This window comes from Thermoplasmata archaeon (assembly GCA_035532555.1).
Taxonomy (GTDB): domain Archaea; phylum Thermoplasmatota; class Thermoplasmata; order Lutacidiplasmatales; family UBA184; genus Lutacidiplasma.
The window spans coordinates 1-12,792 of record DATKQS010000001.1; the positions used below are offsets into that span (position 1 = coordinate 1).

Consider the following 12,792-nt stretch of genomic DNA (forward strand, 5'->3'; position numbering starts at 1 on the left):
ACTATCTCACGCCGATCGAGTACGAGAAGAAGAAACAGGAGGAAGCGAAAGCATGAACGACGAGAGAGACCGAGCAAGGGAAGGGCTCCCTCCCCCCACCGCCCCCTACCTACCTGTACAAACCGGGAGGGTACACGTCACTACCCAACACGCATCCGGGATACCTCTCCCAAGAGGAGTTCGAGCGGAACGAGATGCTCCTTCAATCGAACTGTCCTCGGCAACCCCAACGGTCCCGGGGGCCTGCACGCGAGGGACCGGCGCTGCTCCAGGGCTTGATCATCTGCGGGCTCTGCGGTCGCTTCATGACGATCAATTATCAGAGGCCCTCTCGTGGCCTCGTCCCGATCTACACTTGCGACGCGGAGCACATCGAGCGAGGAAGACCCGTCTATCAACGAACCAACGGGGAAGCTATTGATGCGGCCGTGGGAAATCTTCTGGTAGAGATAGTGACTCCCGCGGCCGTGGCCGCCGCGGTTGAGGTCCAGCGCGAGCTGCAGGTCCGGGAGGATGTCGCGAACCGTCTTCGGCGACAGTCGGTGGACCGAGCGCGCTACGAGACCGATCTGGCCCATCGGCGCTACCTTCTCGTCGATCCGGAGAACCGCCTGGTGGCCTCCACCTTGGAGAAGGTGTGGAACGAGAAGCTCCAGGCGCTTTCCCGCGTCGAAGCGGATTGCGAGGCGGCTGGGGCCAGTGCGAAGTCCGAGATGACTCGGGAGCAACAGACGGCTCTTCAGGCTCTGCCCAAGGGCTTCGCAGCGCTCTGGCGGGACCCCCGCACTCCCTATCGGGAAAAGAAACGCATGGCGCGGTTGATCATCGAGGATGTAACCCTGGTCGGTTCACCGAGCCTCCCTATCATGTCGGTGCATGTCCGGTTGAAAGGAGGCGTCACCCGGACTCTCTCGGTCCCGAGGCCCCTCAACCAGAAGGAGCGTATGACGCCCATTGAAATAGTGCGTCAAATCCAGGAGTTGGCACCGAGTCACGGCGATGCCCAGACCGCGCAAGTGCTCAACCAACGTGGACTCCTGACCTCGACTCGAAGACGGTTCACACTGTCCGCCGTGAGGTGGATCCGTGCGGCTCACGGGATCCCGGGGCGTTCCGGTGGGAGGAGCCGCCCCCGAGGAAGAAGTGGTGCCTTCATCGCCACCCCGGTCGCCCCGGGTTGGCCTGGAGTAGTCTGATGCAGTGGGTTGGCTCGTCGCCCATGCGCGGCCTGCCTGTGGGCTCGCGGTGGTGTCGGCGCTCACGGCGCGAGTTCGTCGCGTTCGCGCTTCCGGCGTTAGAGAGCAGACAGCCCTCGACGTCCAAAATGGTCGCCCAGTTTTCCTTTTGTGGTGGTGGCCGCCCCTCGTGTTGACCGGGGCCCACCTCACCGCACTCCAGAAGTACAGGGAACGATCCCGCGGGGCTTGGCATGAGGCGTTCCCCACGATAAGATCCTTCTCCCCGAGATCAGGGAACTCGAACGCCGAGAGTCGCCTGAGGAGCCCATCGACCACCGGCTGGTCGAGGGAAATGGGCCGCCGGGAACGGGCTCGCCATCGATTCCGAGTTCGTCTCAGTACTCTGCCCACGCAGCGTAGAATCGCCGTAGATCAACCGTCTGGAGCCAAGGATGGATCGAACTCTCGGGGATAGAGATATACGGAAACGCACCGTGCTCGGCCTAGGAGATCTTCGTCGAACATGTCTCCTCCGAGCGCTACCCCGTCGACGCCGAAGCCAACGAGGAGAGCACGGCGTTTCCTCGCCAAGGAGTTCGCCTTCGCGAAGCGGAAAACCGAACCCGTGCTTCACCGGCAGCGCTGGCGAAAGTCGGTTCAGCGAGCACCGGAGGCAAAAGGAACGGTGCCCGTCGCGGACCTCGTCGCTCGCCTGCAGGCCGGCCTGAGAACGGAACGGAAAGAGATCCTCGAACCCCTGCTCCATCGGTTGCAGGCGCTCGGCCGGAACTTCACAGAGGGCCGCGAGATCCCCCTCCAGACCGTCGAGGATGGGCTCAACCTCTGGGAGACCTACCTTGAGCGATTGCACGACCTTCACATCAACCAGATTCGTCTCGCGGGTCAGAGCGATGAGCATCCGGACCGCTGCGCACTTCCCCTCATCGAGATCGAGGGCGATCCCAACCGGGGAAAGTATCGCCTCAAGGTGATTCGCGCGGTGTGGAACAGCCACAACTACCAGGTGAACCAATACCGAGGACTCCTCGGCCTCGTCTTGATCGGCGAAGCCCAGGCCGAACTGGCGTGGGAGGGGTTCGAGGAGGATTACGCCCAAACGTGCCTCCCCACCCACTTCACGCCGGAGGCCGCCCGGGAGTGGACCGACACGCTCGATCGAGGCCAGCAGGACGCGCTGGCGCTTCGGGAGAAAGTCCAAGCCTACCTCGACCGGACGGGCCAGTTCGCGGGCCCACCTTCACCGGCATGAACGGGTGCGCCCACTGGGGACCGAGGCATGTCGATCGGACGAACCCGCGGATAGCCGGCAGGTCGTCGGCTCGAATCCGACAGGGCTCATTTCTCGTTGGGGACTCGTTCCTTTTCTAAAGCGCCGTGTGTCGTTAGGATAGCGAAGTCGCGGGTCCCATACCCTTTCGGATCCGGGGAATCGAAAACGGTCAGTCCAGCCGTCGTCTCCGCTTGCCCAACCCCCACCCGATGAATGATCCGGTCGATGGGGACGCGTCCGGAGCTCCGCTGGCTCGTCGGAATGGGGACGCCAAGAGGTGGGTGGTACGAATCCTAGGACGTAGGGCGCCCCGGCTGCGTGGCGGGCGGCGACCCAGGGCGAGGGGTTCGAGGGCGACGGCGCGTTGATGATCAACGAAGGAGCACCGGTAGGGCTGCCGGGCCAGGCGTCTCCCCCGATCCTTCGTTCTTCGGCGAAAGATATGTGAGGCAAGGCGCACTCACGGTCTCGATCGTACGGGGTGAACCTTCCCCGCCTTTCAAGCCTCGTACGGGAGGAGAGCGCATGGGCGGGAGGAAGTATTCGGGCGCCACGTCGCCCACGCAGGTCCCGGCGCCTCTCTCTCGGACCCCAGCGGAGGGGCTCAGCTCCGACGAGGCACAGCGCCGTCTGGGAGTCTTCGGCCCGAACGAGGTTCCGACCGAACGACCCCGCACGCTTCACCGAATCGCCGCGCAGCTGTGGGGGCCGGTCCCTTGGATGCTGGAGGTGGCGTTCGTGCTCGAACTGGCGATCGGCGGCTACCCTTCGGCGGCGATCCTGGCCGGCCTGCTCGTGTTCAATGGCCTGCTTTCGGTCTCCCAGGAGCAACGGGCGCGTGCGGCGTTGGAGATGCTACGAGAGCGTCTCCAGGTCCTTGCGCGAGTCCCGCGGGACGGGACCTGGCGCACTCTTCCCGCCCGCGACCTCGTTCCCGGTGACCGGCTCCACATCCGGATGGGCGACATCGTGCCCGCGGACGCCCACCTCGTGGACGGCTCGGTCGAGGTCGACCAGTCGATGCTGACCGGAGAATCGACCACCATTTCCCGGGGGCCGGCCCAGTCGGTGTTCTCCGGCTCGGTGATTCGCCGAGGCGAGGCGACAGGCGAGGTCACCGCCACCGGTGTTCGCACCTATTTCGGTCGGACCGCCGAGCTGGTTCGTTCGGCGCACGCGCGCAGCCACCTCCAGGACCTCATGTTCAAGGTCGTGAGCTATCTCATCGTCGCGGACGCCGTGCTTGCGCTCCTCGTGGTTGGCGATGGCCTGGTCCAAGCGACAAACCTGTTCTTCCTGGCCCCGTTCCTTCTGATCATACTCATCGCGTCGGTACCCGTCGCTCTGCCCGCCACGTTCACGGTCGCCTCCGCGATCGAGTCGCGTCGGCTGGCCGGGGAAGGGGTCCTGGTCACCGGGCTGTCGGGGGTGGAGGACGCCGCGGGCATGGATCTTCTCTTCGCGGACAAGACCGGGACGCTCACCCAAAACCGACAAACGGTGACCGACCTGCGGCCGTTCACAGATCTGACATCCGACCAGGTCCTCTCACTTGCGGCCGCAGCGTGCGACGAATCCACCCAAGACCCGATCGATATCGCGATCCTCGACGCCGCCCGCCGACAAAGGGTTCCGCACCCGGACCGCACTCAGTTCGTTCCGTTTGACCCGGCAGCGAAAAGGTCCGAGGCCTGGATCCGAGAGGACGGAGAGGCGATCCGTGTGGTCCTGGGCGCACCGGCCGCGATCGGCGTGATCGCATCGCTGCCGGCCGAGCTGGCTGCGCTCCAAGACGAGTGGGGATCCCAGGGCTACCGAATCCTCGCCGTTGGAAAGGGGCCCGTAGGGGCACTGCGCACCGTGGGAGCCGTCGCGCTGGCCGACCCGATCCGCGAGGAGGCGTCCGAGCTGATCCGCACGCTTCATGAGTTGGGCATTCGCGTGGTCATGGTCACGGGCGATGGGATCACGACGGCCCGTGCGGTCGGTCGCTCGCTAGGGCTCGATGGGCCGGTCGGAAGCCGGGAGGACCTCTCCCGGGCTTCGGAGGAGTTCGCGGGGTTCGCAGGGATGTACCCGGAGGACAAGTTCACGCTCGTGCGTGCCCTCCAGGATCGCCGACGGATCGTCGGGATGACCGGGGACGGGGTCAACGACGCCCCCGCGCTGCGGCAAGCCGAGGTAGGGGTGGCGGTTTCGAATGCGACGGATGTGGCGAAAGCATCGGCGAAGATCGTGCTCACTCGCCCGGGGCTCGGAGGGATCGTCAACGCGGTCGAAGGAGGACGACGCGTGTACCGGCGCATGCTCACCTGGATGCTCAACAAGATCTCGAGAAACATCCAGCTCGTGACGCTACTGTGCGTCGGTTTCCTCATTACGGGACAGCTCCTCACGACCCCGTTCCTCGTCCTGCTCATGATCTTCGCCGGTGACTTTGTGATGATCTCGGTCGGTACGGACCGGGCGCGGACCGCTCGGGGTCCGGACCGATGGAACGTCCGCCGTATGGTGGTGATCGGAGTCGCGATCGCGTCCGGATGGCTTGCCCTCTCCTTCGCCATCGTCTTTGTCGGGGTCGATGTCGTTCGATGGCCGCTCGCGACGCTTCAGACGGTCGTGTTCCTGTACCTCGTCTTCTCCGCCCAGGCGACCCTCTACTTGGTCCGGGAACGGGGCCCGTTCTGGAACTCCTGGCCCAGCCGGACCCTCCTCCTCGCTTCCGGTCTCGACCTCCTCGTGCTGAGCATCCTCGCCATCTTCGGAGTGTTGATGGCCCCGGTCTCGCCGCTTATCCTGCTCGCCGTGCTCGGCGCGGTCGTGGGGACTGCGGTGGCGCTCGACCGCTTGAAGCTCTGGCTCTTCCGAGTCACCGAGGAGCCCGACGACCGGTTCTCCTCGGGAGCGGTTCACGCGTGAGCCTCTCTCCTCGGCGGAGAGCCGGACGGGAGCGCCGTAAGATGCCTCCGAACTACGGCGGTATCTCCTCCGGACCAAGTGTATCGGCGTTCTAAGAACGACCGGCGGAGGCACCCCTTTCAGTAGGACCGGCGACTCCGTAACGACTCCAAGTCCGATTCTCACTTCGCTCTACCTTTGACGGGATCGATTTCAGGACGGCAATCGATGCGGTGCATCGCGAGCCGGGTGCCGATCGGCTCACAGGCGGAATCTCCACTGAGGTAAAGGACGGAAAGCGGCGTACTACGGCCACCTGGCCATACCGGCGAGCGATCGCTGGTACAGATGCCGCCTTTGCTCCGTGATCCCGTTTCCGCCGGTTTTTCCATAGACGAGCTGCCGTATCATTGGGGCGAGCCACGCGGTCACCGCGTCGTCGATCGCCGCAGTGCCGTCAGGTCGTCGCCGACGTAAACCGCCGTGGTCGAAATCTGCGAGTCCAGGTCCTCGTATTCTGTGGGCGTTCGCACATTTTGACCCCTCCGTGTCCCATCGCCCCGGGTGAGGCGGAGATGCTCCACTCCTGCGAGTGAACCCCGCCGATTGTCGTTAACTTTCCGAGGGGTTCAAGACGGCCCATCCATGTCAGGGATCGCCGTTCATGTGCGAGGAAAGTTCGGGGGAGGACGACCCGGACGCGACCGAGGACTCGATCGCCCTCGGATGAAAGCGGTCGGGCGAGTCGATCGGCTCCGACGGCCGGCTACGGTTACCCCGGAACGTGTCGGAGACTCGCGCCCACGTAGAGCTGGCGTGGCCGGGCGATCTTCTGCTCCTCGTCCAGCAGCATCTCCTGCCACTGGGCGAGCCATCCGGACATCCGGGGGATCGCAAAGAGCACGGGGAACATGTCGGTCGGGAAGCCCATTGCCTGGTAGATGATCCCCGAGTAGAAGTCGACGTTCGGATACAGGTGCCGCCGGATGAAGTAGTCGTCCGACAACGCCACCTCCTCAAGCCCGAGGGCGATATCGATCAGCCGGTTGCGCCCGGTGACGGAGAAGACCGAGTCGGCGACCCGCTTGATGATCCGCGCGCGTGGGTCGTAGCTCTTGTAGACGCGATGCCCGAAACCCATCAGGCGACGCTTGCCGGATTTCACTTGGCGAATCAACTTCGGGATGTTCTCCTTCGACCCGACCTCTTGGAGCATCCGGACCACCTGCTCGTTGGCCCCTCCGTGGAGCGGTCCGTAGAGCGCTGCCGACGCCGCCGCCGAGGAGACGTACGGATCTGCGTGGGAGCTCCCCGCGATCCGCATCGCGTTCGTGCTGCAGTTCTGCTCATGGTCGGCGTGGAGGACGAAGAGCGTGTCCAGGGCCTTTGCGAGCACCGGGTCCGGGTCGTAGTGGGTCGTCCACGAAGGCCGATACATCATCGCGAGGAAATTGGTGGCATAGCCGAGGTCGTTGCTCGGATAGATGTACGCCATGCCGATAGAGTGGCGGTAGGCAAAGGCGGCAATCGTGGGGATCTTCGCGACGAGGCGGTGGATCTGGCGCTCCCGAAGAGTCGCGTCGTGAACCTGCTTCGCCTCGGGGTAGAAGGTGGATAGGGCGGCGAGCGTGCTCACCATCATCCCCATGGGATGCGCGTCGTGATGGAACCCGTCCATGAACTTCTTCACGTTCTCATGGACCATCGTGTGGTAGGTGATCTGGTGCGTCCAATCCGCGAGCTCGCTCGGGCGCGGGAGTGTTCCGTGGATGAGGAGGTACGCCACCTCGAGGTAGCTCTTCTTCTCCGCCAGTTCCTCGATCGGGTAACCTCGGTAGCGCAAGATCCCGGCGGTGCCGTCGAGATACGTCACGGCGCTCTGGCAGGAGGCCGTGTTCTGGAAGGCGGGGTCGTAACTCAGCAGCCCGGGGTCCGTCTCCGAGACCTTGATCTGGCGTAGCTCCGTCGCCCGAAGCGCCCCTCGCTCCAGCGGCAAGACGTACTCCCTCAGGGTCCGATTGTCCCGGACGGTCAAGGAATCGCTTCGGCTCGTTCTCTTCTCCGCTCGCTTCCCGGACTCCCCTTTCGCCACCATTCGACTTCCGCCTGCTTTCGTTCGATCCTGCGCGTGGTTGGAATCTCAATCCCGAAAAGGAAGCCCGGCCAACCCTGAGACGCCTTGGAACTGGAGCATGGTGCGACTTCCCATCGTCCTTACGGCGGCTTCGTGAGGCCTAGGTGCGCAAGGTCGCGTTGCATCTCCTCGCGCTCAGCTGGGGTCAAGGGGAGGAGCGGAGCGCGAACCGGCCCACCGGCCATTCCCATAAGCTCTCCCCAGAACTTCACCATCTGGACCGGCAACGCTCCGCCGGTACGTCCGGCGATCCGTCCCCACCACTTGCGCGACACGGCCTTGAGGGGTCGGATCTTCGCATACACCGACCGCGCCTCGTCCCAGTGTCCCTGGGTCGCGAGGTCGATGAATCGAACGTAGTGGTTCGAGGACGGGGTATCGAATCGCCAGTCGCTCGTGTTCGCGAACATCACCTGCTGGTGGATGCCGTACGGTTCCCCGACGAAGAAGATCTCCTCGTCCGGCATGCTGACGACCGCCTTCGCGCCGGCTTCGAGATGGGTGTCGAGGGAGAGCTGAAGGTTGAAGCTCGCCTCCTTGATGGCGATCAATGTCCCGAGGTCGGCCATCCGGGACATCGCCTTCGCCGAAAGGACGGTCCCGAACTGCGGCGAGTTGTAGAAGGCGATGCCGATGTCGACCTGCTCGGCGACACGGGAGACCCAATCGATGACCTGCTCCTCCGTCTTCGTCACCAGATACGGCGGGGCGAGGATGACAAAGTCGAATCCGACCTCCTCGGCACGATGCGCCATGGCGACAATGTCCTTGAGACAGGTGTCCGTCACTTGGAACGCCACGAGCGCCCGACCGTGGACGAGACGCGGAGCGAGCTCCATCAGGCGGTACCGTTCGTCCCGGGTCAGGCTCCAGAATTCCCCCATATTCCAGGAGAAGCCGAGGCCTCGAGTGCCGAGACGAAGGACATGCTCGATGTTGGCGGCGAGCCCCTGCTCGTCGAGCTCATCCGCGGCCGTGAACGGCGTGATCATCGTCGTCCATTGGCCGACGAGCTTCTCTCGAGCCCACGCCTTCGCCTCGGACCGAGTGTAGTGCATGAATCCCCCCGCTCGAATCCTCCGCCGGGCGCCAAACTCAGCGCGAGCCGATCACTATCCCCGAAATCGACGGGATTCCGGGGCCCCCACCCTTCGCAATGAGGAACTCGTACTCCTCACCCCGGCGCACCTCGTCCACAATCCGATGCCCCTTCCGATCCGCCCAGGCACGTACGTCGATCCGATTCGGGACATTATCCACCCGGACCCGGGCTAGGCTACCCGACGGAAGGTCGGCGAACTTCTGCTCGAGTCGAGCGATCGCTCCCTTGCACGACCTCAACGTTCCGTCAACCGTGAAGGCGACGGTGGGGGAGTTCATGATAGGACTCGAGGCGCGGAAGGTTCCACTTTAGCAAACACATCGACCTTCCCGGTCAGCCGTCGCTGGAGTTCGTCACGAAGCGCCGCGACCGCGGAGGCGACGACGTTTCCGCTCTCGCGGTCGCCGTTCGTGCACACCGCTCCCCGAACTCCGACGATGTCGGGATTGATCCGAACGAGGGCATGAAGGTCCGTCACCTTGAGGGCTCCCGAGAGCGCCGTGCTCATGCCCGCCTCCTTCGCCTCCAGGACGAGGTCCTTCAATGTGGGCTCTTGGATGAAATCGAAGAGATTTCGCCCATCCTTGATGAGCGTGTCGATGAGGATGCCATCGCTCCGACTCTCCTTGCCAAGTTTCACCACGAGCGTGGGGTCGATTCCTTCATAGAGGTGACTGTCGGCGAACGTCGCGGCGATGAGCTTGGTATCGGATCCCTCCAGCGCGCGTCGGCTCTCCCGGAGGATCCGTAGCGCGGTCGCGTAGTCACTCTGGACGAACCCGACCTTCACGGAGGTCGCGCCCAGAGCCGCGGCACCATAGACCGCCAGGGCCACGGTCCCTGCTTGATTCGGTGCCACGCCGAGGGTGACGCTCACATGGATCTGCTTCGGAAAGGCGTTCCGGACCTCTCGAATAACCGGGGGAAAGTTCGACCCCACCATCATTTCGCGCAGGTTCTTCACATCCACGATGTCGGCCCCTCCGGCGACCGCCTCGCGTGCCTCCTCGAGATTCTGGACGCTGACCATCAGCATCATCGCACACCTTCCTGGCGGGTTACGGGCGGTCCCCGGCGCGTCCCGAGTTCGAATTCGGACCAACAAGGGAGGCCTACCCCGTGGCTGGCCCCTCCAGAGAGATTCACCGACCCGACCCTTCGCACCATAGGCGAGGCTACGTAACCCGGCACCCTAACCACCGAGGCCTATTAGGAGGGATCTGGAGTAAAGCCTCCTCGTCAACTGAACTTGACCTCAATGGATGCGGAGTGCCCTGGATGCCGTCCGCTTTCAACGCTAGAAACGGTCGGTCGGCTCCTCACCGGCTTTCTCGGGGCGGAAGCCTCAGTGGCCGGCGCGACCCGGTCGTCGCGGCGTTCGCCCGGACGGTCCCCGCCCGCCGGACTCCGGCCGAAACCCCGAGGTCAACAACCCCTGGAGCAGGTCCGCATGCTTCCGCTCGTCGGCCTCCATGCTGGCGACCAAGATCGCCATCGTCCCCCTCAGGTGGCGGGCTAGCTCCGTGTCGGCCTGGGCCTCGGCGCGTCGCTCCCCCTCGATGAGCACCTCGATCTCCTTGGGAGTGATACCGGCCACGAATGCCCCAAAGACCCCCCGTTCGATGTACGGACCCAGCGACGCGACGATCTCGGCGTGCCTTAGGCTGTCCGAGGCGATCTGTCTGAGGATTGTCCGGGTGAGTTCGTCGCCGGCGCGCTGAGCCAAGCGCATGCACTGCGTCACGGCCACCTGCTCGGCCCTTACTCGGAGGCGCAGCTGTTTGGTGAGTTGTCGAATCGGAATCGCGGTCTCGTCGTGAGGTAAGGTCGCCCGGGAAGGCCGCTCCGGGGAGCGGGAGAGCTCCGAAAGCGAGGCGGCGCTCTCCAGCACGATTCGGGTAGGTCCCCGTCCTTCTCCATGGGCCGCGATGAGACGCTCTACTGCGGGACGAATGATCGCCGGGGCGCGTTCGTCGGTGGAGAACTGCGGGAACCCTCGCTCCAACCGCTTCCCCGAAAGATATTGGGAAATGGCCGAGGGGGCAAGCCCGAGGAGTTCGGCCATCCGGCGAGACGACAATCCGAGGTGTTCTACCCCTTCCCGGGCGGCTAACGCTTGGAACAGTTGGACCCACGAAGTCGCGGCCGTGCGTTTGCGTGCCATGGTCGAACTGTGAGCGGACCCCCTTAGTACGCATATTCTTACTGTGAACTTAATGGTATCGTAGTCACATACATAACGACTAAATACTCACCTCCGAGTTCACAGACCAGGGGTCTCGAACGTGCCGGTCGCCGATACATCGGTACCGGTGTCGGCCCCCCGAGAGGTCCCCACGAAAACGGTCGAACCAGGGGTTTCCCGGAATTGGTTCCACGCGTGGGGACCCGCCTGGCTCGTCATGATCGCCGACGTCGATGCCGCCAGCATCCTGACAGGGCTCGAGTCGGGAGTGGCCTATCAGTATGACCTCGTCTGGTTCCTTCTTCTTCTGATCGTGCCCCTATTCTTCGTGCAGGAAGCCGCCGGGCGCATCGGAGCGGTCACCGGGAAAGGTCTGGGGGAACTCGTTCGAGAGACCCGGTCCCGTCGGGCTAGCCTTGCGATCGCGCTGTCGGTCGCAGTCGCCGACGTCGCGAGCTACGTGGCCGAGTACGCCGCGATCGCGCTCGCCCTCGGGCTCTTCGGCGTTCCGTTTTACCTCTCGCTGCCGGTTGCCTTCGTCGTCCACATCAGCCTCGTCGCCCGGGGGAAATACGTCTGGCTCGAGCGAATCCTGCTGGCGGTTTCGGCCGTCTTCATCGTCACCGTGGGATCGGCGCTGATGGTACGGGGCGTTTTGCCGGACAATCCGGTGTACCTCTCAACGAGCCCCTCTTTCGTTTTCCTCTTGGCCGCCAACGCCGGCGCGGTGGTCATGCCGTTCATGCTCTTCTACCAGTCCTCGGCCACGGCGGAGAAGGTGGGGTCAACGGTTCGAGGCGTCCGGCGAGAGACTCTCATTGGTGCGGTGGCGAGCGAGACTCTGATGGTCGCGTTCCTGATGCTCGGTGCCGGAATGCCCGTGACCGCGGACCTGTTCACCACCAGCGGCGTGGCGGCCGCCTTCGCGGCCGTCGGGGGTTGGTTCCTCCTGTACGCCTTCGCGGTGGGGCTCGTGGCGGCAGCCTTTCTCGCCCTCGTGGTAATCTCCTTGGGGAGTGCGTGGGGAGTGGTCGAAGCTCTTGGGCTCCCTCGCGCACGAGCGTTTTGGATCTACACCGCGGAAAGCGTTCCGGCGGTGATCATCCCGTTCCTGTATCCCCATCCACTCACTCTGGTGCTTGTGCTCATGGTGCTGCTGGTGTTCATCCTGATCGGACCGGGCATTCTCGTGGGGACCCTGGCCTGCGATAAACGCGTCATGGGGAACGAGGCTTCCCAGGGATTCTGGAAAGCAGCGTACTGGGTCAGCCTGTCCTCCATCGTGTTCTGCGGGGTCATCGCTCTACTCTGAAGTCTCCGTGCGAGCTTCATGAACGGCGCGCGCGATCGAGCGGGACCGCGAGAAGCACCCGGGAACGCCCGGGAGCGATATGAGACACTTCCGTTAAGGCGTGGCCAGCAGGTAGATGGAAAGAGCGACGCCGACTACGACCATCGCCACGGTAACGAGCCAGAGAAGTCGGTCGGAGTCGACGAAGCGCCCGGACTCCAAGGCGGCGCGCACGCTCTGCTGACGTAGCTGCGCGAGGACCACCAGCACGGCACCCAGGAGCACCAGCGCGATCCCAAAGGCGTTCGCGTACGGGGAGGACGCCCCGTTCCCGCCCAGCTCCCGGATCAGTAGGTTGAACCGCGCGACGACGAAGCCGAGGGCGATGATCGTGATACCGGTGCGAACCCAGGCAAGAAATGTCCGTTCGTTGGCCAGGTGGTCGGTCGGCGCGCCGGGCATGTAAGGCCTATCGACCCCTCGACTTAACGCTCTCGGAACCGGGGCGTCCCTCACCGGGTGCGTCAACGGACGAGAGGATCCTCCTGCACTTTGCCGACGGTCGGTCCACTCGGGTCGAGCGCCTCAACGACTGTCCGGAGTAAACCCGGGGGCGCACGGGACCGCAGTCAGCAAAAGCCTCGTGAGAACGGAGGGAGTCGGTTCCCGTCGACACCGCAGGGCTCTTTTCGATCGGATGCCGTATATTCCTC

The 12,792-nt window shown here is 64.2% G+C and carries 10 protein-coding genes; 4 read left to right on the plus strand and 6 right to left on the minus strand.

Going from position 1 to position 12,792, the window contains the following annotated elements:
- The first annotated feature begins 194 nt into the window (after positions 1-194).
- From VMV28_00005 to VMV28_00015, 3 genes are all read left to right on the plus strand, one after another.
- A complete protein-coding gene (locus VMV28_00005) occupies positions 195-1,196 on the plus strand; it encodes a recombinase zinc beta ribbon domain-containing protein (GenBank protein ID HUZ78998.1) in 1,002 nt (333 codons plus the stop codon).
- 667 nt (positions 1,197-1,863) lie between these two features.
- Positions 1,864-2,448, plus strand: a complete 585-nt coding sequence (locus VMV28_00010) for a hypothetical protein (protein HUZ78999.1) — start codon at positions 1,864-1,866, stop codon at positions 2,446-2,448.
- Between the two features lie 546 nt (positions 2,449-2,994).
- Positions 2,995-5,388 (plus strand): HAD-IC family P-type ATPase, encoded by a 2,394-nt coding sequence (locus tag VMV28_00015; protein ID HUZ79000.1) that lies wholly within the window; start codon positions 2,995-2,997, stop codon positions 5,386-5,388.
- A 751-nt stretch (positions 5,389-6,139) separates the two neighbouring features.
- Here VMV28_00015 and VMV28_00020 read toward each other — a convergent pair.
- From VMV28_00020 to VMV28_00040, 5 genes are all read right to left on the minus strand, one after another.
- Positions 6,140-7,462 carry a citrate synthase gene (locus VMV28_00020; protein HUZ79001.1) on the minus strand — a complete coding sequence of 441 codons (1,323 nt, stop codon included), beginning with the start codon at positions 7,460-7,462 and terminating at the stop codon, positions 6,140-6,142.
- Between the two features lie 119 nt (positions 7,463-7,581).
- A complete protein-coding gene (locus VMV28_00025) occupies positions 7,582-8,559 on the minus strand; it encodes a dihydrodipicolinate synthase family protein (protein HUZ79002.1) in 978 nt (325 codons plus the stop codon).
- Positions 8,560-8,596: 37 nt separating this feature from the next.
- Entirely contained in the window at positions 8,597-8,881 is a 285-nt protein-coding gene (locus VMV28_00030; GenBank protein HUZ79003.1) for a sulfurtransferase TusA family protein, read from the minus strand.
- Positions 8,878-9,642 carry a (5-formylfuran-3-yl)methyl phosphate synthase gene (locus VMV28_00035; GenBank protein ID HUZ79004.1) on the minus strand — a complete coding sequence of 255 codons (765 nt, stop codon included), beginning with the start codon at positions 9,640-9,642 and terminating at the stop codon, positions 8,878-8,880. The genes VMV28_00030 and VMV28_00035 overlap by 4 nt, the downstream gene beginning before the upstream one ends.
- A gap of 306 nt (positions 9,643-9,948) precedes the next feature.
- The gene (locus VMV28_00040; GenBank protein HUZ79005.1) at positions 9,949-10,668 is read right to left on the minus strand and encodes a hypothetical protein; all 720 of its coding nucleotides are present in this window, start codon (positions 10,666-10,668) and stop codon (positions 9,949-9,951) included.
- Positions 10,669-11,005: 337 nt separating this feature from the next.
- Between VMV28_00040 and VMV28_00045 the strand changes: the two genes are divergently transcribed.
- Complete coding sequence (locus VMV28_00045; GenBank protein ID HUZ79006.1) at positions 11,006-12,100, plus strand: divalent metal cation transporter; 1,095 nt, start codon at positions 11,006-11,008, stop codon at positions 12,098-12,100.
- Positions 12,101-12,193: 93 nt separating this feature from the next.
- On the opposite strand, the gene VMV28_00050 is transcribed toward VMV28_00045, so the two are convergent.
- Positions 12,194-12,541, minus strand: coding sequence for a DUF202 domain-containing protein (locus VMV28_00050; GenBank protein HUZ79007.1), 348 nt, complete (start codon positions 12,539-12,541; stop codon positions 12,194-12,196).
- Positions 12,542-12,792: the final 251 nt, after the last annotated feature.

Excerpts from the sequence above, each read along its gene's own strand:
- VMV28_00005 (HUZ78998.1), top strand. The coding sequence starts at position 195 with ATGCTCCTTCAATCGAACTGTCCTCGGCAACCCCAACGGTCCCGGGGG.
- VMV28_00015 (HUZ79000.1), top strand. The coding sequence starts at position 2,995 with ATGGGCGGGAGGAAGTATTCGGGCGCCACGTCGCCCACGCAGGTCCCG.
- VMV28_00020 (HUZ79001.1), bottom strand. The coding sequence starts at position 7,462 with ATGGTGGCGAAAGGGGAGTCCGGGAAGCGAGCGGAGAAGAGAACGAGC.
- VMV28_00025 (HUZ79002.1), bottom strand. The coding sequence starts at position 8,559 with ATGCACTACACTCGGTCCGAGGCGAAGGCGTGGGCTCGAGAGAAGCTC.
- VMV28_00030 (HUZ79003.1), bottom strand. The coding sequence starts at position 8,881 with ATGAACTCCCCCACCGTCGCCTTCACGGTTGACGGAACGTTGAGGTCG.
- VMV28_00035 (HUZ79004.1), bottom strand. The coding sequence starts at position 9,642 with ATGATGCTGATGGTCAGCGTCCAGAATCTCGAGGAGGCACGCGAGGCG.
- VMV28_00040 (HUZ79005.1), bottom strand. The coding sequence starts at position 10,668 with ATGGCCGAACTCCTCGGGCTTGCCCCCTCGGCCATTTCCCAATATCTT.
- VMV28_00045 (HUZ79006.1), top strand. The coding sequence starts at position 11,006 with ATGATCGCCGACGTCGATGCCGCCAGCATCCTGACAGGGCTCGAGTCG.
- VMV28_00050 (HUZ79007.1), bottom strand. The coding sequence starts at position 12,541 with ATGCCCGGCGCGCCGACCGACCACCTGGCCAACGAACGGACATTTCTT.